This is a genomic window from Kribbella koreensis, assembly GCF_039525325.1.
Taxonomy (GTDB): Bacteria; Actinomycetota; Actinomycetes; order Propionibacteriales; family Kribbellaceae; genus Kribbella; species Kribbella koreensis.
Genome location: NZ_BAAAHK010000017.1, coordinates 443,925 through 461,286, shown reverse-complemented (window position 1 = coordinate 461,286; position 17,362 = coordinate 443,925). Strand labels below are relative to the sequence as shown.

General features: G+C 67.6%; 19 protein-coding genes. 6 read left to right on the top strand and 13 right to left on the bottom strand.

The window, feature by feature from the left end; all coding sequences use genetic code 11:
• Window positions 1-41: 41 nt before the first annotated feature.
• Window positions 42-806: a helix-turn-helix domain-containing protein gene (locus ABD116_RS31675; RefSeq protein ID WP_343978692.1), complete on the top strand. Its 765-nt coding sequence runs from the start codon at window positions 42-44 to the stop codon at window positions 804-806.
• Here ABD116_RS31675 and ABD116_RS31670 read toward each other — a convergent pair.
• From ABD116_RS31670 to ABD116_RS31650, 5 genes are all read right to left on the bottom strand, one after another.
• On the bottom strand, window positions 784-1,626 hold the full coding sequence (locus ABD116_RS31670; RefSeq protein WP_343978689.1) for a carbohydrate ABC transporter permease: 843 nt from the start codon (window positions 1,624-1,626) through the stop codon (window positions 784-786). The two genes, ABD116_RS31675 and ABD116_RS31670, sit on opposite strands and share 23 nt — an antisense overlap.
• Window positions 1,623-2,540: a carbohydrate ABC transporter permease gene (locus ABD116_RS31665; RefSeq protein ID WP_343978687.1), complete on the bottom strand. Its 918-nt coding sequence runs from the start codon at window positions 2,538-2,540 to the stop codon at window positions 1,623-1,625. The genes ABD116_RS31670 and ABD116_RS31665 overlap by 4 nt, the downstream gene beginning before the upstream one ends.
• 1 nt (window position 2,541) lies before the next feature.
• Window positions 2,542-3,861, bottom strand: coding sequence for an ABC transporter substrate-binding protein (locus ABD116_RS31660; protein ID WP_343978684.1), 1,320 nt, complete (start codon window positions 3,859-3,861; stop codon window positions 2,542-2,544).
• A gap of 11 nt (window positions 3,862-3,872) precedes the next feature.
• A complete protein-coding gene (locus tag ABD116_RS31655) occupies window positions 3,873-5,306 on the bottom strand; it encodes an aldehyde dehydrogenase family protein (protein ID WP_343978681.1) in 1,434 nt (477 codons plus the stop codon).
• A gap of 122 nt (window positions 5,307-5,428) precedes the next feature.
• A complete protein-coding gene (locus ABD116_RS31650) occupies window positions 5,429-5,983 on the bottom strand; it encodes a maleylpyruvate isomerase family mycothiol-dependent enzyme (RefSeq protein WP_343978678.1) in 555 nt (184 codons plus the stop codon).
• 70 nt (window positions 5,984-6,053) lie between these two features.
• Between ABD116_RS31650 and ABD116_RS31645 the strand changes: the two genes are divergently transcribed.
• A complete protein-coding gene (locus ABD116_RS31645) occupies window positions 6,054-6,494 on the top strand; it encodes a YybH family protein (protein WP_343978675.1) in 441 nt (146 codons plus the stop codon).
• Between the two features lie 8 nt (window positions 6,495-6,502).
• Here the strand turns inward: ABD116_RS31645 and vanX are convergent, their stop codons facing one another.
• The 4 genes from vanX to ABD116_RS31625 are packed head-to-tail and all read right to left on the bottom strand — an operon-like array spanning window position 6,503 to window position 9,717.
• Window positions 6,503-7,111 (bottom strand): D-Ala-D-Ala dipeptidase VanX, encoded by a 609-nt coding sequence (gene vanX, locus ABD116_RS31640; RefSeq protein WP_343978672.1) that lies wholly within the window; start codon window positions 7,109-7,111, stop codon window positions 6,503-6,505.
• A complete protein-coding gene (gene vanA, locus ABD116_RS31635; RefSeq protein WP_343978669.1) occupies window positions 7,108-8,145 on the bottom strand; it encodes a D-alanine--(R)-lactate ligase in 1,038 nt (345 codons plus the stop codon). Before vanA ends, vanX begins: the two co-directional genes overlap by 4 nt.
• Window positions 8,138-9,103 (bottom strand): D-isomer specific 2-hydroxyacid dehydrogenase family protein, encoded by a 966-nt coding sequence (locus ABD116_RS31630; RefSeq protein WP_343978666.1) that lies wholly within the window; start codon window positions 9,101-9,103, stop codon window positions 8,138-8,140. Before ABD116_RS31630 ends, vanA begins: the two co-directional genes overlap by 8 nt.
• Entirely contained in the window at window positions 9,100-9,717 is a 618-nt protein-coding gene (locus tag ABD116_RS31625) for a M15 family metallopeptidase (protein ID WP_343978663.1), read from the bottom strand. The genes ABD116_RS31630 and ABD116_RS31625 overlap by 4 nt, the downstream gene beginning before the upstream one ends.
• A gap of 87 nt (window positions 9,718-9,804) precedes the next feature.
• Between ABD116_RS31625 and ABD116_RS31620 the strand changes: the two genes are divergently transcribed.
• A complete protein-coding gene (locus tag ABD116_RS31620) occupies window positions 9,805-10,491 on the top strand; it encodes a response regulator transcription factor (RefSeq protein ID WP_343978660.1) in 687 nt (228 codons plus the stop codon).
• Window positions 10,484-11,620: a sensor histidine kinase gene (locus ABD116_RS31615; RefSeq protein WP_343978657.1), complete on the top strand. Its 1,137-nt coding sequence runs from the start codon at window positions 10,484-10,486 to the stop codon at window positions 11,618-11,620. Before ABD116_RS31620 ends, ABD116_RS31615 begins: the two co-directional genes overlap by 8 nt.
• Here the strand turns inward: ABD116_RS31615 and ABD116_RS31610 are convergent.
• From ABD116_RS31610 to cobT, 4 genes are read right to left on the bottom strand one after another with little or no spacing between them, the layout of a single operon-like run.
• The gene (locus ABD116_RS31610; RefSeq protein WP_343978654.1) at window positions 11,586-12,116 is read right to left on the bottom strand and encodes a GNAT family N-acetyltransferase; all 531 of its coding nucleotides are present in this window, start codon (window positions 12,114-12,116) and stop codon (window positions 11,586-11,588) included. The genes ABD116_RS31615 and ABD116_RS31610 overlap by 35 nt on opposite strands.
• 16 nt (window positions 12,117-12,132) lie before the next feature.
• The gene (locus ABD116_RS31605) at window positions 12,133-12,936 is read right to left on the bottom strand and encodes a TrmH family RNA methyltransferase (protein WP_343978651.1); all 804 of its coding nucleotides are present in this window, start codon (window positions 12,934-12,936) and stop codon (window positions 12,133-12,135) included.
• Window positions 12,933-14,138, bottom strand: coding sequence for a uroporphyrinogen-III C-methyltransferase (gene cobA / locus ABD116_RS31600; protein WP_343978648.1), 1,206 nt, complete (start codon window positions 14,136-14,138; stop codon window positions 12,933-12,935). Before cobA ends, ABD116_RS31605 begins: the two co-directional genes overlap by 4 nt.
• Window positions 14,135-15,232 carry a nicotinate-nucleotide--dimethylbenzimidazole phosphoribosyltransferase gene (gene cobT, locus ABD116_RS31595; protein WP_343978645.1) on the bottom strand — a complete coding sequence of 366 codons (1,098 nt, stop codon included), beginning with the start codon at window positions 15,230-15,232 and terminating at the stop codon, window positions 14,135-14,137. Before cobT ends, cobA begins: the two co-directional genes overlap by 4 nt.
• A 123-nt stretch (window positions 15,233-15,355) precedes the next feature.
• Here cobT and ABD116_RS31590 point away from each other — a divergent pair, with 123 nt between their 5' ends.
• Window positions 15,356-15,889, top strand: coding sequence for a YbhB/YbcL family Raf kinase inhibitor-like protein (locus ABD116_RS31590; protein ID WP_343978642.1), 534 nt, complete (start codon window positions 15,356-15,358; stop codon window positions 15,887-15,889).
• Window positions 15,882-16,871, top strand: coding sequence for a small ribosomal subunit Rsm22 family protein (locus ABD116_RS31585; RefSeq protein ID WP_343978639.1), 990 nt, complete (start codon window positions 15,882-15,884; stop codon window positions 16,869-16,871). The genes ABD116_RS31590 and ABD116_RS31585 overlap by 8 nt, the downstream gene beginning before the upstream one ends.
• The last annotated feature ends 491 nt before the right edge of the window (window positions 16,872-17,362 follow it).

Sequence of the window (17,362 nt, the reverse complement as noted above, 5' to 3'; positions counted from 1 at the left end):
GTTGTCGATGAACTCCCATTTCATGGGTAGGGTCGGTGACCATGGCAACGGTTGGGGAGCTTTTGCGGGGGTGGCGGCGTCGGCGGTTGTTGAGTCAGCTGGATCTGGCGATCGCGGCTGACGTGTCGGCGCGGCACGTCAGCCTGGTGGAGACGGGGAAGTCGCAACCCAGCGCCGAGATGGTGCTGCGGCTCGCCGAGCAGCTCGACGTACCGCTGCGGGAGCGGAACGTGCTGCTGCTCGCGGCCGGGTTCGCACCCCGGTACGCCGAAAGCCCCCTCGACTCAACTGCGCTGTCAGCGGCGCGCGCAGCCGTCGAGCGCGTCCTGCAAGCCCATGAGCCCTACCCAGCTCTGGCCTTCGACCGGCACTGGGACATCGTGATGACCAACCGGGCTGTCGATCCGTTCCTCACCGGCGTGGCACCAGAACTGCGCGAGCCTCCGATGAATCTGCTCCGCCTCGGACTCGATCCCCGCGGCCTGGCCGCCCTGGTCGTCAACCGCGACGACGTACGAATCGTCTTCCGCTCCCGAGTACGACGCCAACTCGCCGCCGCCCCCGACCCCAAACTCACCGCCCTCTACCAAGAACTCCTGGCGCCAGGCGAGACCGGCGAACCGGTGGAGGCCGAGGTCCTGATCCCGATGATCATCCGCATCGACGGCGTCGAGCTGCGGATGTTCTCCACGATCACGACCTTCGGCACCCCACTCGATCTCACCCTCGACGAACTCGCCGTCGAGTCCTACTACCCGGCCGACGACGAGACCGCCGCCTACTTCACAGCTTCACTCCCCCGCTGATCAGGTCGATCTTCCAGTACCGCTGGAGGCTGAGGAACAGGACGCCCAGCGGGATGATCGACACCAGCACGCCGGCGATGACGATCGAGTACTGCGCCGCCTGGCCACCCGTGATGATCATCAGCCCGTAGAGCCCGAGCGTCAGCGGGTACAGGTGATCGTTGTTGATCATCACGAACGGCAGCAGGAAGTTGTTCCAGATGCCGATGAACTGCAGCAGGAAGACGGTCACCAGGGCCGGCATCATCAACGGCGCCCCCACCGACCGGAAGATGCGCCATTCGCTGCCGCCGTCGATGCGGGCGGCCTCCATGATCTCGTCGGGAACCGAGGCCTCCGAGTAGATCTTGCAGAGGTAGATGGCGAAGGGGCTGACCAACTGCGGCAGCAGCACCGACGCGTAGTTGTTGGTCATCCCGACCTTGGCCAGCAGCAGGAACTGCGGAACGGCCAGCAGGATCTGCGGCAGCAGAACCGCCGCGACGATCGCCCTGAACAAGACGGTGCTCCCGGCGAAGCGGTACTTGCCCAAGGCATAACCAGCCGCCCCGGCGATTGCCGTCGACAACAGTCCGCCGCCGATCGCGTAGATCACCGAGTTCAGCACCCAGCGCCCGAAGATGCCGTGGTTGTAGCTGAACAGCGCGTCCAGGTTGCTCCAGAACCCACCGTTGAAGGCGGGCAGGAACGGTGCCGTCGAGAACAGCTCGTCGTTGGTCTTGGTCGACGCGATGACGATCCACAGCACCGGCAAGACGCAGTACAGGGCGCCGATCAGCAGGATCAGGGTCGGGATCCAGCGGGTACGTTGCCGGGTCATCTGGTGGACCTCCGGGCGATCCGGCGGCCGACCGCCGAGACGAGGACGGTCGCGGCGACCGTCATGGCGATCAGCACGAACGACGTGGCGGCGCCTTCGTAGATGCTGTTGTTGACGAAGGCATCGGTGTAGACGCGCATCAGCGGGACCCAGGTCGACGAGATCGCGTTGGCCAGCGGCTTCAGCGTCGTCGGCTCGTTGAACAGCTGCAGCGAGCCGATCACCGAGAACAGCGCGACCATCGCCACGGCCGGCGCGATCATCGGCAGCTTCACCCGGACGGCGATCTGGAACTCCGTCGCGCCGTCCAGCTCGGCCGCCTCGAACAGCTCCTTCGGCAGACTCCGTACGGCGGTGTAGAGGATCACCATGTTGAAGCCGACCACACCCCAGACGGCCACATTGGCCACGCTGAAGAAGATCCCCTTGGTGCCGAAGTAGTCGACCACGTCACCACCGATCGGCGAGGTCGCGGGCAGGTACATGAAGCCCCACAACAGCGACGCGACCACACCCGGTACGGCGTACGGAAGGAAGATCGCCAACCGCGCGAACCCGACCAGCCTGGCCCGCTTCGCGTCGAGGCACAAGGCGAACAGCGTCGACAGGATCACCGTCAGCGGTACGCCGAACGCCGCGATCAGCAGCATCCGGCCGAGGCTCGCCCAGAACTCGCTGTCGCTCAGCGTCGCGGTGTAGTTGGACAGACCCGTCCACACCTCCGTCGGCTTGCCACCGCCGAGCAGGCCCTTGCCCACCTTCATCCGGCGGAAGCTGAGGAAGATCGCGTAGACCGCCGGGGCGATCGTGAACAGCAGCAGGAGCACGACCGCCGGCGTGACCAGCGCGACGGGCAGCAGCCCGCCACGGCCGCGAGGCTTGCTCGCGGCCGTGGCGGTACGAGGACCGCTCATCTCAGCCGGCTACCTGGAAGCCGAGCTTCTTCATGTCGCTGACCGTTGCCTCTTGCATCGTGTCGAGTGCCGCGGACAGCGAGGTCTTCTTCTGCAGCGCGGCGCCGAACGCGTTGGAGTACGAGTCGAACGTGACGTTCGCGTTCGGGCCCCAGATGTCGAACGTGCGCACGCCCTTGGCCGCGGTCGCCATCAGCGTGTTGTAGTCCGGCTGCGTCGACATGAACGGCGGCGGCGTCTTCAGCGCGGGCAGCTGCTGGCCCTGCGGCGAGGCCGGGAAGGCCTGCACGTTCTTGATCAGCGAGTCCATACCGGCGTCGGACGAGTTCATCCACTCGACGAACTTCGCGGCCTCGGCCGGGTGCTTGGAGTTCGCCGTCACGGCTTCGGTCTCGCCGCCCCAGATGCCGACCGCGGTGTCACCGGCGGTCCAGGCCGGCAGCGGCGCCGCGGCCCACTTGCCGGCGGTGTCCTTCGCGATCGACGGCAGCTGGTTCGGTCCCCACTGCGCGCCGACCCAGCCGACGATGGTGCCGTTGTTCATGTCGGTGTTCCACTGCGCCGACCAGTTCGGCTGCGGGCTCACCAGGCCCTTCTTGATCAGGTCGTCCCAGTAGTCCGCGACCTTCTTGCTCGCGGCATCGTTGATCGCCACGCTCCACGTGTCGCCGTCGGCCTTCCACCAGTTGGCCCCGGCCTGCTGTGCGAGCCCGGCGAACCAGCCCGGGTCGGCGGCGGTGAAGTTGCCGATGAACTTCTTCGGATCCGCCTTGTGGATCGCCGCGGCGACGGTCGCGTACTCCGCCCACGTGGCCGGCGCCTTCAGGCCGAGCTTGTCGAACACGTCCTTGCGGTAGAAGAACACCATCGGGCAGACGTTCTGCGGTACGCCGTACGTCTTGCCCTCGAACTGCACCTGGGACAGCGACGCCTTGTCGTACTTCGCGTCCAGCCCCTTCACGTAGTCGTCGATCGGGACGACCACCTGGTTCGCGATCAGGGCTGGCAACGCCTGGTACTCGACCTCGGTGATGTCGGGGTTGGTACCGGCCTTGTTGTTGGTGATGAGCTTGTTGTACAAGGTGTAACCGGTGCCCGAGGGCTTGCTCAGCTTGACCTGGATGTCCGGGTTGAGCTTGTTCCACTCGTCGACGACCTTGTCCATGCCGCCGTCCCAGTTGACGTAGGTGAGCGTCACCTTCTCGCCCTTGGCGGCACTGCTGCCCGCACCACTTGGACTTGCCTTGTCGTCGTTGCCCGAGCAGGCGGCCAGCGCCAGCACGAGGACCGCACCGAGGGCGGCGCTTCTACGGAGGTTCATCAGGGGTTTCCTCATTTCGACGCCCAGCCGGGGTATTCGGTGGGGGTGGTCTGGATGCCGATCCACTGGCGGTGGGTGTAGCCGGCCAGCTGGCCTTCGCCGCCGTGCCGGGCATACCCGTCGTTCACGTGTACTTCGTTGCTCTTGACCTTCTCCGCGAACGCGAGCCCGCGCATCGGGTCCTTGGTGAAGACCGAGTTCATCAGCGTGCGATGACGGTTGACGAGGTCGAGCGCCTCGGCCTCGCTGTCGACGACGGTGATCGGCATCACCGGGCCGAAGATCTCCTCGGTGAACACCGGCATCTGCGGGGTCACCCCGGTCAGTACGGCGGGCTGGTAGAACAACCCGTCGTACGTGCCGCCGGTCGCCAGCTTGGCGCCTGCTGTGAGCGACGGCTGGACGAGTCCTTCGTGGAAGCGCTTGAGCTGCGTCCCGGTGATGATCGGGCCGAGGTCGACGTCGTCGCGCAGCGGGTCGCCGACCCGGAGCTTGCTGACGCGGTCGACGACGGCCTCGGTGAACTCGTCGGCGACCGAGCGCATCACGATGTGCCGGCCGGCGGTGATACAGGTCTGCCCCTGGTACCAGAGCGAGGACCAGAGCGCGCAGCTGACGGCTTGGTCGAGGTCGGCGTCGTCCAGTACGACGAACGCGTTGTCGCCGCCCAGCTCGGTCGCGGCGGCACGGAAGTTCCTGCCGGCGAAGCTCGAGATCTGCTGGCCGACCTCGAACGAGCCGGTGAAGTGGATCAGATCGAGGTCGGGGTGCTCAGACAACGTCTTCCCAGTTGTTGGACCGTCGCCTGGTACGACATTGAAGACACCTGCCGGTACGCCGGCCGCTTTGGCCGCCTCCGCGAGGATCTGGCCGCCTGCGATCGGGGTGAGCTCGGCGGGCTTGAGCACGACTGCGTTGCCGTAGGCGAGCCCCGGCGCGAGCGCGCGCATCGCCAGGCTCATCGGGTAGTTCCAGGGCACGATCAGCCCGATCACGCCCAGCGGCACCGCCCGCGAGAGCGAGATCTTGCCGCTCTTGTACGGCGGCAGGATGGCACCGGCGTTCTCGGTCAGCTGGGTGGCGGAGTTGAGCAGCTGGTTGATCGACTGCCCGAGCTCCTCCTCCGCCTTCTCCGTCGTACCGCCGGTCTCCCGGACGATCAGTGTGATCAGCTCGCCGTGCCGGTTCTCCAGCTCCCGCGCGAACGCCCGCAGAATCTCGCTCTTGGTGTTCGCGTCCACCTCGGCCCACTCGGCCTGTGCCCGCCGGGCGCTCCGGACCGCCCGGTCCACCTGCTCGGCCGACGCACTCCCGTACCGCGCGAACGGCTTGCCCGCCGCCTTGTCGAGCACCGGCACCCAGTCCGACGCCGGCGGCTCACACCACCCGTCGATCCACACCTGCGCCTCATAATCCCGCAACCCACTCGCAGGAACCGACCTCATCGGCGTACCTCCACTCAACCCACTCAGGAATGCGCTTTCCCGCAGGATTGCGCATTCCCAGCTCCGGGTCAAGAGTCTGTACGACTACCGCCCGCAACCGTCGGGTCGGCGCGGGCAGCTACTCAGGGGCGGCGGCCGAAGGCGTCGAGGAGGAGGGACTGCGCGGAGGCGTCGGGCGGGAGGGTCCCGCTGGCGCCGGGGCCGTAGGCGCCCATGGCGCGCATGGACTCGACGTGGGGTTCGACGATCGTCCAGAGGGCCGTGACGACGGCCGAGTCCAGCGTCGGGTCGACACCGGCGCCGATCGCGATGTCCCAGGCATGGACGACCAGGTCGCCGGCGCGGAAGCGGACGAAGGTGTCGTAGGTGATGTCGCCGCTGGGGTGGTGGAGTGGGATCGTCTGGTCCGCGGTGGCGAAGGCGTGCTGCTGGGCCTCGCAGGAGGTGGTGAGGGCTGCGATCGGGTCGTCGCCCAGCTGGTCCGAGTCCAGACCGGCGACGGAGTCGGCTGCTGAGGCGCCGGCGAGCAGGCGGGTGGCGAAGATGTTGCCTGCGGCCACGTGATCGGCGACTTCGCGGACCGTGAGGTCAGCCGGAGTGTTGTTGCTCCACGCGCCGGACGGCACAGCGGAGACGATCCGGAGGAGTTCGGCGCCGGCGCTCGCGATCAGCTTCACGGGGACGAGGTTAGCGACCTCACGATCCACCGAGCTGCTTCGTCGGAGCGGTATGAACAGCATCGAAGAAATGTCAGCGCAGCGGGAACTGGACGAGAGTGCCATCCGGCGACAGATCGAACAGATCGTCGATGGTATCCGGGCCAGGGACCTCGACGTACTGCAGCAGGTGTACGCGACGGACGTGGTGTCGTTCGACGTGGAGCCGCCGCTTCAGCACGTCGGGGTGGAGGCGAAACTCGCGAACTGGGCGAAGGTCTTCACCTTCCTCGCCGATCCGGCCTACGAGGTGCGCGACCTGCGGCTCGCCGTCGACACCGAGATCGCCTTCGGACACTGCTTCGGCCGGGTGAGCGGGACGCTGCCCGACGGTACGGCGACGGACGGCATGTGGGTCCGGGCCACCTTCTGTTTCCGCAAGGTCGACGGCCGATGGCTGGTCGTGCACGACCAGGCATCGGTCCCGTTCGACATCCGGAGCGGCCGGGGCGTGACCGATCTCGAGCCCTGAGGTCTTGGTCAGGCGATCGGAAAGTCGAAGTACGTGTTCGGAAACGGCTCGTCTTCGAGCGTGTAGTGCCACCACTCGGAGGCATACGGCGTGAAGCCACAGGCGGTCATGATCGAGCGCAGCGCCTGGCGATTGCTTGCCTCGGTGGGGGTGATGCCGTCGGCGTCGTGATGGGAGATCGAGTCCATCAGGTCGTGGCCGCCGCCCATCGCAGCCAGTTCGCCGGTGGCCAGGTGGTAGAGGGTCAGGTCGACGGTGCTGCCTCGGCTGTGGCCCGACTTGGTGGAGACATAGCCCTTGGCGAACATGTCGGCTCGGCTGATGTTCGGGTAGTGGCGTGGCTTCGTACGACCGTCCTCGGGCTGTTTCGACCACTGCAGGAAGCGGTCGACGGCGCGTTGTGGGCGGTAGCCGTCCCAGAGCAGGAGGCCGAAGCCGCGGGGCTCGGCCTTCTCTCGGGCCTCGGTCAAGGCCGCGCACAAGGCCCTGGTACCGACGATCCTGTTGGCCAGATAGCCGTCGACCGGTCTGCCGGTGAAGTTGTCCCAGGTGGCGTACTTGGCGTCCCAGCGGATCCCGGACGCAAACTCGTCCACGAAGACGAAATCGGCCTTCACCGCGCCCCCTCCAACGCCGAGGTCACCAGCCGGTCGATCACCTCGGCCATCGGCAGCCCCGCGGCCGCCATCATCCGCGGATAGCGGCTGTACGACGTCATGCCCGGGAACGTGTTGACCTCGTTCAGCACCACCTGCCCGTCGGCCTTCAAGAACAGGTCGACCCGTGCCAGCCCGCTGCAGCCGAGCGCCCGATAGACGGCCTTCGCGGTCTCGCGTACCAGCGAACGCGACTCCGCCGAGATGTCAGCGGGAACGATCGGCGTCGAGTTGTCCGAACCCAGCTCCGGCGTGCTCTCCTGATGGATCCGGAAGAAGCCGTGGGACAACGCGATCCGGTCCACCTCCCCCACCACCAGATCCGGATCGGTCCCCAGGATCGCGCAGCCGACCTCGTGCCCGGCGACAGCCTCCTCGATCAGCACCTTCGAGTCGTACTCCCGGGCGACCGCCACAGCGTCGGCCAGCTCCGAGGCGTCAGAGACCTTGCTGACCCCGAACGACGACCCCGACCGGGCCGGCTTCACGAAGACCGGATAGCTGAGCCGGCCGGCATCGATGACCTGCTCCCCCGTCACCGTCCAGAAGTTCGGGGTGGCGATACCCGCGTCCCCGGCGACGGTGTAGGCCAGAGACTTGTCCAGGCACAGCGCCGAGCTCTGGATGTCGCACCCCACATAGGGAATCCCGGACAGCTCCAGCAACCCCTGGATCGCGCCGTCCTCGCCGAACCTGCCGTGCAGAACGGGCAGCACCAGATCCAGTTCGACCGTGTCGTACTTCCCTTCGTCCAGCACCAGCAACCCACGCACGGTGCTGTCCGGAGCCAGGACGGCCGGCTGACACCGGCCCGCCTCCCAGTCCGGACCAGGCCCGTCGCACAGCATCCACGCGCCGCTCTGGGTGATGCCGACGAAAGAGGGTTCGTACTTCGAGGGATCGAGGTGTTTCGCGATCTCCTGCGCGGACTTGACCGAGATGTGGCGTTCCTCGGAGACCCCACCGAAGACGACGCCGACCTTCAACCTAGGCATACTGACTCCTGCTTTCGAACTTGAGACAATTGGCGAGCGAGTTTTCGACCGTGTCGCGCAGGGCGCGATCCGTGTAATAGGCGGTATGCGGGCTGATCAGCACGTTCGGCAGCTTCTGCAACCGTCGCAAAGGTCCGGCTGAGATCTCCTTGCCCCGGTGATCGGCGTAGAAGATTCCCTCTTCGCCCTCGACGACATCCAGCGCCGCTCCACCGAGCCGGCCGCTCTCGAGCGCCTCGATCAGAGCCTCGGTGTCGATGAGCGCACCGCGCCCGGTATTGACGATGAGGGCACTCGGTCGCAACTTCTTCAACCGTTGCCGATTCAGCAGATGGTGCGTCTGCGCGGTGAGCGGGGTATGAAGAGTGACGATGTCGCTCAGCCGCAGCAATTCGTCCAGCGAGACATAATCGGCGGACGTCCCCGGCCGGCTGTCGTGCGCCAGGATCCGGCACCCGAAGCCGCGCAGCCTGTTCACGACGGCTGCGCCGATGCGGCCGGTACCGACGACCCCGATCACCAGGTCATGCAGTTCCCGCCCGCGGACCTCGCCCAATCGGTAGTCCTGCGCTTCGGTACGCCGAATCATGGCCCGCGCATTGCGCAGTGACATGAGCATCAGCAGCAGCGTGTAGTCGGCCACGCTGTCCGGCGAATAGCTGACGTTCTCGACGGAGATCCCGAGCCGCGCCGCGAATTCCAGGTCGAGATGGTTGTAGCCGATACTCCTGGTCGAGATGTACTCGACACCGGCCCGGCTGAGGTCGAGCAGCGTGGCGTTCGTGATCCGGCTCTTGTGGCCGACGCTGATACAGCGATTGCCGATGGCCAGATCGGAATTCGCTTCGGAGACCGCCGCCGCGGTGATGGTCGGCAGTACGCCGAAATGTGGGGACAGTTCCCGGTACAGCAACTCCTCGTCCGGCTCACAGCCGTAAACAGTGATTCCGATGGTCATAGCTGACCCCGCGGATCGTGGGTCGGGTCGGCGTACGGCACCGGGCAACCGTGATCGACGGCGTCCGGGCGGAGTTCGTAATGCCAGGCCTCATTGGCATAGATCTGGCACAACCCAAAGGCGCCGCCGTGCTTGGACAACCACCCAGCCGCGTCGCGCCCGAGGTCGATCGCATGCCCCGACACATGCGGCGACTTGTCAGGCGTAGCGACCCAGCGAGCAGCCTCCTCCTTCGATCCGTACTCGGCGACCGCCTCGCTGAGCAGTTCTTCCTGGTACGCCGCCGAGCGCCACCCACTGTTGACCACGAACTCGACCCCGTCGTCCCGAGCCGCCGTCCCAGCCTTCCGCAAGGCATTGAGTAGAGCCGGGTCGAGGTTCGCGACGGCAGGAACCCCCGCGTCGAAGATCGTCACCCCCTCGGGGACGTACCCGTTCTCCTCGCCGAGCGCGCGATGGCGGGCGTCACTGGACGATGCGCTCGACAACAAAGACGGCGCCACCGCCTGCTGGATGAACACGACGGCAAGCGCCGCGTTGGCGAGCACGAACGCCACCCGGACGGTCAGTTTGGTACGGCGGCCCGCTGTGGGCGCCGGTTTGATGGCAGACATAGCACCAGCCAAGGCAATCGCGTGTTGCCGACCGGTTTGGGGATTTCGATATGCCGGCGATAACTGCCGGGTCGTAGCATCGAGGGTGTGCGTGTGCTGATCGTCGAGGACGAACCCGTGATGGCCGAAGCCATCCGCGACGGCCTGCGCCTGGAGGCGATCGCGGCCGACATCGCCGGTGACGGCGACACCGCGCTGGAACTGCTGAGCATCAACGAGTACGACATCGCCGTGCTGGACCGCGACATTCCCGGCCCGTCCGGTGACGAGATCGCCAGGCAGATCGTTGCCTCTGGCAGCGGTATGCCGATCCTGATGCTCACCGCCGCCGACCGGCTCGACGACAAGGCCTCCGGGTTCGAGCTGGGCGCCGACGACTACCTGACCAAGCCGTTCGACCTGCGCGAGCTCGTCCTCCGCCTCAGGGCCCTCGACCGCCGACGCGCCCACAACCGGCCGCCGGTGCGCGAGATCGCCGGTCTGCGGCTCGATCCGTTCCGGCGCGAGGTCTACCGCGACGGCAAGTACGTCGCGCTCACCCGCAAGCAGTTCGCCGTGCTTGAAGTACTGGTCGCCGCCGAGGGTGGCATCGTCAGCGCCGAGGAGCTGCTGGCCAAGGCCTGGGACGAGAACGCGGACCCCTTCACCAACGCCGCTCGCATCACAGTCTCCGTACTTCGTAAGCGGCTCGGCGAACCGTGGATCATCGCGACCGTCCCCGGCGCCGGCTACCGCATCGAAGAACCGTCCGGTACGGGACAGAGCCGTGGCTAGGGAGCCCGGGTGGAGTGTCCGGCTCAAGCTCACCCTCAGCTACGCGGGATTCCTGATGATCGCCGGTGCGCTGCTGCTCGCGGTCGTCTGGGTGTTCCTGCTCCGCTATGTGCCCGATGTGATCGCCAACCCGTTGCCGACGACAACCGGCACACCTCACGTACGCGGGACACCCTCCCCGCCTGGCCCGATGGTCATCCCGGACCGCTCCGACCTGCTGGCGGCCTTCGCGCCGAAGGTAGCGCTCATGTTGGTGTTCCTGCTGGCCTTCGGCCTGCTAGGAGGTTGGATCCTGGCCGGCAGCATGCTGGCGCCGCTGACCCGGATCACTCAGGCCACCCGGCTGGCCACGACGGGGTCGCTCTCCCACCGGATCCGGCTGGAAGGCCGCGGCGACGAGTTCCGCGAACTCGCCGATTCCTTCGACACCATGCTCGCCCGGCTGGAGGCCCACGACGCCGAGCAGCAGAGATTCGCGGCCAACGCCTCGCACGAACTGCGCACTCCGCTGGCGATCACCCAGACACTGCTCGACGTGGCCCGCAACGACCCGGACCGCGACAACGGCAAACTCGTCGAGCACCTGCACTCCATCAACACCCGGGCGATCGACCTCACCGAGGCACTGCTCGTGCTGAGCCGCGCCAACCAGCGGTCGTTCACCCGTGAGCCCGTCGATCTCTCGCTGGCGGCCGAGGAGGCCGCGGAGACCCTGCTCCCCCTCGCCGAAGAACGCGGCCTGACGATCGAGACCGCCGGCGACATCGCACCGACGCTGGGCTCACGCACCCTGCTCGTCCAGCTGGTCACGAACCTCCTGCACAACGCGATCGTCCACAACCTGCCTGCCCGGGGCACTGTGTGGATCACCACCAGAGTCCGCCCCCAGAGCGTGCAACTCGTCGTCGAGAACACCGGCGAGAAGCTCACTCCGCAGCAGGCCGCCACGCTGACCGAGCCGTTTCAGCGCGGCAGCGAACGCGTCCGCACCGACCACTCCGGCGTCGGCCTGGGCCTGGCGATCGTCAAAAGCATCACCGAAGCCCACGACGGAACCCTCACCCTCACGCCCCGCCCCGACGGCGGCCTCCGCGTCACGGTCGAGCTGCCCGCCAAGCCTGCCGAGTGATGGAGTAGATCACGGCGTCGAACGTCTCGCCGTCCTCCTCCAGCCGGGCTTCGTGATCGAAGCGCATGCCGATGCGTTCCATCACGGAAATGCTCTTGGTGTTGGCGGTTTCGGTGGAGGCCAGCACCCGCGGCAGATCAAGCTCGGTGAAGGCGTAGGCAAGCCATGCCGCAGCCGCCTCAGTGGCATACCCATGTCCCCAGTACTCCCGCGCCAGCCGCCACCCGAGCTCCAGATCGTCCGGATGCCACGCCTCGCGCGTCAACCCACCCGCCCCGAGGAACGCCCCGTCCGACCGCCGCTCGATGGCGAGAAAGCCGGTACCTTCAGCCTCGTACCGTGCGTTGACCGCACGAGCGATCTCGTCGGTCTCGGCCCGGCTCAACGGCTTACCACCGAGGTACCGCATCACCTCGGGGTCAGTGTTCAACTCAGCCCAGGCCGGCAGATCCTCGTCGCGAAAGGGGCGCAGGAGCAGGCGTTCCGTGGTGAGCACTCCGGCCTCCCGCTGGTCAGGGTCTGGTGGCGTAGAAGGCCACTGCTGCCGAGGATGCCACGTTGAGGGAGTCGACGCCGCCTGCCATCGGGATCTTCACCGTCAGGTCTGCCCGTTCGAGCACGTGCGGCTTGAGGCCGTGGCCTTCGGTGCCGAAGATCAGGGCGAGCTTTTCGTCCTGGCGGGCGGTCAGCTCGTCGAGGGTGATCGAGTCGTCGGTCAGGGCCAGCGCGGCGCTGACGAATCCGTGGTCCTTCAGAAGGTCGAGCGGGTCCGGCCAGCTGGTCAGGCGGGTCCACGGGATCTGGAAGACGGTCCCCATCGAGACCTTGATCGAACGGCGGTACAGCGGGTCCGCGCAGGTGGGGGTGATCAGGACCGCGTCGACGCCCATCGCGGCGGCGGCGCGGAAACCGGCGCCGACGTTGGTGTGATCGACGATGTCGTCGAAGATCGCGATCCGGCGGCCGGTGAGCAGGGTGTCCAACTCGGGCGCAGGCTGACGCCGGTACGACGCCAGCGCCCCACGGTGGACATGAAAGCCGGTGACCTGCTCAGCCAGCTCCTCGGTCACCACGTAGACGGGTGCCTCAGGCCACTTCTCCAGTACGTCTGCCAGCGAGTCCAACCACCGCGGGGCGAGCAGGAAAGAGCGTGGCTCATAACCGGCGTCGGCCGCCCGGCGAATCACTTTGTCGCCCTCGGCAATGAACAGCCCATGCTCTTCCTCGAGCATCCGCCGCAGATTCACTTCCCGCAGCTGGACATAATCCCCCAGCCGCGCGTCCCCAGCCTCCTTGACCGAAACCAGCGGACTCATGAACCCGCGATCTCCACGACCTGACCGATGATGACGATGGCGGGCGCTCCTACGCCACCAGCAGACATTGCTTCGGCAATACCAGCTAGGTCTGACTTGACCTGCAGCTGGCCGGGCAGCGTTCCGTCGGCGATCGCCGCGGCCGGCGTTGCCGGGTCCTTGCCATTGGCGATGAGCGTTGACGCGATCACCGGGAGGTTCTCCACGGCCATCAGCAGCACGAGCGTGCCGTTCAACGACGCGAGGGCTTCCCAGTTGATCAGGGAGTCTGGGTGGCCGGGTGGGATGTGCCCGGAGACGACTGTGAACTCGTGGGTCACCCCGCGGTGCGTGACCGGGATCCCCGCCGCGGCCGGGACCGCGATTGAGCTGGTGATGCCTGGTACGACTGTCCATGGCACGCCTGCCTCGGCGCAGGCCAGTGCTTCCTCGAAGCCGCGGCCGAAGACATAAGGATCGCCGCCCTTGAGCCGTACGACGACCTTGCCCTGCAAGCCCCGGTCGACCAGCAGGCGGTTGATCTCCTCCTGTGCCGCCGAGCGCCCGCGCGGCAGCTTGGCCGCGTCGATCAGCTCCACGTCAGGATGCAGCTCCTCCAGCAACGGCTGCGGCGCCAGCCGGTCCGCGACGACCACATCCGCCTCGGCCAGCAACCGCCGTCCGCGCACAGTGATCAGGTCAGGATCCCCAGGACCCCCACCGACGAGATACACGCCAGGCTTCTTGGCCAGCGAGTCCCGCGCGCCCAACGCGCCGACCCGCAAGGACTCCAGAATCGCGTCCCGTACCGCCGCCGACCGCCGGTGATCGCCACCACCCAGTACGCCGATGGTCACCTGATCGTGCTGCCCGGAAGCCGGCGTCCAAGCAGTCGCCCGCGACCGATCGTCCGACCGCACGCAGAAGATCCGCCGCGCCTCCGCCTCCGCCGACACCTGATCGTTGACCGCGGCATCATCCGTCGCAACCACGACGTACCAAGCGCCCTCGAGATCCCCGGAAGCGTACCCGCGCTCGACCCACCGGAGATCCGGATTCGTCAGCAACCCCTCGATCGTCGGCGTGATCACCGGCGAGATGACGTCGATCTGCGCACCCGTCTCGAGCAACCGCGGCAGCCGCCTCTGCGCGACACCACCGCCGCCCACGACCACCACCCGGCGGCCGGTGAGCACCAGCCCGGACAGGTACGGCGCCGTCACGCCTCGATCCCCGCATCCTCGAAGGTCGCCATCTCCGCGAGCGCCCGCACTGCACACGTGACGATCGGATAGGCCAGCACCGCGCCCGTCCCCTCCCCCAGCCGCAGATCCAGATCCACCAGCGGCTGCAGCCCCAGCGTCTTCAACGCCACCGCGTGCCCCGGCTCGGCCGACCGATGCCCAGCGATGCAGTAATCGATCACCGCCGGCTCAAGCGCCTGAGCAACCAGCGCCGCAGCCCCCGCGATCACCCCATCCAGAATCACCGGCACCTTGTTCGCGGCCGCCCCGAGGATGTACCCGGCCAGCGCAGCGTGCTCCAGCCCGCCGTACGCCGCCAGCGCACCGAGCGGCTCCGAAGCCGGTACTTCGTGAAGCGCCAGCGCAGCCCTGACAATCTCGGTCTTGTGCGCCAGCGTCGCGTCGTCGATCCCCGTCCCGCGGCCCGTCACCTCATCCGCCGTCCCACCGCTGAAGGTCGCGATCAACGCGGCCGACGCCGTCGTGTTCGCGATCCCCATGTCGCCGGTCAGCAGGCATTGATACCCGTCCAGCACCAGCTGACAAGCCAACTCGAAGCCGACCGCCACCGCGGCCTGCACCTCGTCCGCCGTGAGCGCCTTCCCGACCGAGAGGTCCCGCGTCCCGGCCCGCACCTTCGCGTGCACGATGTCCAGCTCGTCGACATCAGAGGCAACCCCGACGTCCACCACCCGCACGTCGACCCGGTTGTTGGCCGCGAACGCGTTCACCGCGGCACCACCACCCGCGAAGTTCGCCAGCATCGCCGCGGTGACCTCCTGCGGCCAAGGCGAGACTCCCTGCGCATGAACGCCGTGGTCAGCGGCGAAAACCGTCACGACGGCGGCCGTCGGCACCGCGGGCGGGCACACACCGGTCATCCCGGCGACCCGGACCGACAGCTCCTCCAGCACGCCAAGGGAACCGGCCGGTTTCGTCAGCCTCAGCTGACGCTCCGTCGCCGCCCGCATCGCGGCCTCGTCGGCCGGACCGATCCTGGCCAGGTACTCCTCCACCGCTGATCCCTCCACTCGCGACGGCCGCCCGGACGCGACCAGTTCCGATCTTCGCATCTCTGAACCCCGGCCCCTGCCAGGGCGGCTGACCCGAGCGGGGTGGTGGGGTGGGAGTGAGCATAAGTTGAGCCAGTAATGTCGGATTCACCACATTTCGCGAGATCCCAGGAGGATCACCAGATGTCGCTCGATCGACCCGTCGCACCGGACCCGTACAAGCTGCTTCCCGAGGTCGGATCGTTCACGGTCACCAGCACCGACGTCACCGACGGCGAGCCGATGGGCGACGACCAGGCCTACGCCGGGGGCAACAAGTCGCCTCAGCTCAGCTGGGAGGGCTTCCCCGCCGAGACCAGGGGCTTCGTGGTCAGCTGCTTCGACCCCGACGCGCCGACCCCGTCCGGCTTCTGGCACTGGGTCCTGGCCGGCCTGCCCGCCGACGTGACGGAGCTCCCGGCCGGCGCCGGCACCACGGAGCGGCTGGAGAACGGCGCGTTCCACGTCCGCAACGACTTCGGCTCGAAGGACTTCGGTGGCGCGGCCCCGCCGCCTGGTGACCCCGCCCACCGGTACTACTTCGTGGTGCACGCGCTCGACGTCGAAGGACTCGACATCGACGGTGACGCGAGCCCGGCCTTCGTCGCTTTCAACCTGGTCTTCCACACCCTGGCCCGCGCCATCATCACGCCGACGTACCAGATTTCAGGTGGCTGACCTCCCCCGCGATCTTCGCGACGCACTGGACGCGGCGGCTAGCGGCGCGTCCGGTGCGGCACTGAGTACTTCGTTCAAGCGGCTCAGCACCCGGTACCGCGAAGAAGTGGCCGCCACCGCTCCGATCCTCACGTCATCCACAGATGTCGTCACGTATTCGGCGTACCGGATGCCCGCGACGTTCGGAGCGGTCCGGGCGGCGCTCGAGCAGGCCGCGACGTCCCGGCCTGGGTTCGAGCCGTCCAGCCAGCTGGACCTGGGCGGTGGTACCGGTGCTGCGATCTGGGCCGCGTCCGCCGTCTGGCCGTCGCTGAAGACCGTGACCGTGGTCGAGCAGGTCACCGAGGCGATCGCGCTCGGCAAACAGCTCGCCAAGGGCGCCGAGTCCGCGGCGATCCGTGACGCGGCCTGGCAGGCGGGCCGGATCGACGATCTCGGCACGCTCGCCGCGGCCGACGTGGTCACGGTCTCGTACGTCCTCAGCGAACTGTCGGCCACGCAGCAGGAGAAGCTGGTCGGCCAGTTGGCCGCACAGCGCGGTCTCGTCGCCATCATCGAGCCGGGCACACCCACCGGCTACGAGCGGATCGTGACGGCCCGGGACCAGCTGATCGCGGCTGGGCACAGCATTGTCGCGCCGTGCCCGCACAGCCTCGACTGTCCGATCCCCCGCGGCCGCGACTGGTGCCACTTCGCCAGCCGGGTCAACCGCAGCGCGGCGCACCGGCAGACCAAGGGTGCCGAGCTGAGCTTCGAGGACGAGAAGTTCGCGTACGTCATCAGCACCCCGGCGATCCCCGAGCCGGCCGAGAACCGCGTGCTCCGGCATCCACAGCAGCGCAAGGGATTGGTGTCGCTCCGGCTCTGCACCAACGAAGGCAGCTTGGAGGACACCATCGTCTCGAAACGCCAGGGCCCGCTCTACCGCTCGGCAAGAGACACCGAGTGGGGCGACCCCTGGCCTCCTATCTCCACAAGTTAGCGCCACCGAGCCGCGTTGCCTCATGGGACGATCCGTCGGTGGGTGCGTTGGCTCGAGGCGCGATCCTCCGGCGGGCGCCTTTGCCTCCGGGCCCCATCCGCAGGCGGAACCGGCGTACTGGCCGGCCCGGGGTGTCTGCCGGTGTGGTTGCTGGAGGCAACGAGCGGATCCGCGTGCATACCCAAGACGGTGAGCAAACGCTTCCCGCCGGCGTGTCGGCCGCCTGGCGGGAGTTGTGCGTGCGTGGCGGACCGCCCCGGCGCCAGCGGCTCAGCACCGCCCACCTCGCCCTCGGGTTCGTCCGGCAGGCTTGAGGGCAAGTCGGCCATCATCCAGTCGCCGCCGGGCACCACCACCGAGCGTTGCAGCCGGCGTCGAACCGCCGCGACAATCGGGACTTGGGGAGGATTCTGCCGGTTGCTGGGGAGGGTAACCGCCCGATCCGGGGGCATTCCCCTCCCCAGTCGGGTGGAATAGGACGGTTCGGGCCG

Excerpts from the sequence above, each read along its gene's own strand:
- ABD116_RS31675 (WP_343978692.1), top strand. The coding sequence starts at position 42 with ATGGCAACGGTTGGGGAGCTTTTGCGGGGGTGGCGGCGTCGGCGGTTG.
- ABD116_RS31590 (WP_343978642.1), top strand. The coding sequence starts at position 15,356 with ATGTCGCTCGATCGACCCGTCGCACCGGACCCGTACAAGCTGCTTCCC.
- ABD116_RS31645 (WP_343978675.1), top strand. The coding sequence starts at position 6,054 with ATGTCAGCGCAGCGGGAACTGGACGAGAGTGCCATCCGGCGACAGATC.
- cobT (WP_343978645.1), bottom strand. The coding sequence starts at position 15,232 with ATGCGAAGATCGGAACTGGTCGCGTCCGGGCGGCCGTCGCGAGTGGAG.
- ABD116_RS31605 (WP_343978651.1), bottom strand. The coding sequence starts at position 12,936 with ATGAGTCCGCTGGTTTCGGTCAAGGAGGCTGGGGACGCGCGGCTGGGG.
- ABD116_RS31625 (WP_343978663.1), bottom strand. The coding sequence starts at position 9,717 with ATGTCTGCCATCAAACCGGCGCCCACAGCGGGCCGCCGTACCAAACTG.
- vanA (WP_343978669.1), bottom strand. The coding sequence starts at position 8,145 with ATGCCTAGGTTGAAGGTCGGCGTCGTCTTCGGTGGGGTCTCCGAGGAA.
- ABD116_RS31660 (WP_343978684.1), bottom strand. The coding sequence starts at position 3,861 with ATGAACCTCCGTAGAAGCGCCGCCCTCGGTGCGGTCCTCGTGCTGGCG.
- ABD116_RS31665 (WP_343978687.1), bottom strand. The coding sequence starts at position 2,540 with ATGAGCGGTCCTCGTACCGCCACGGCCGCGAGCAAGCCTCGCGGCCGT.
- ABD116_RS31655 (WP_343978681.1), bottom strand. The coding sequence starts at position 5,306 with ATGAGGTCGGTTCCTGCGAGTGGGTTGCGGGATTATGAGGCGCAGGTG.
- ABD116_RS31670 (WP_343978689.1), bottom strand. The coding sequence starts at position 1,626 with ATGACCCGGCAACGTACCCGCTGGATCCCGACCCTGATCCTGCTGATC.
- ABD116_RS31630 (WP_343978666.1), bottom strand. The coding sequence starts at position 9,103 with ATGACCATCGGAATCACTGTTTACGGCTGTGAGCCGGACGAGGAGTTG.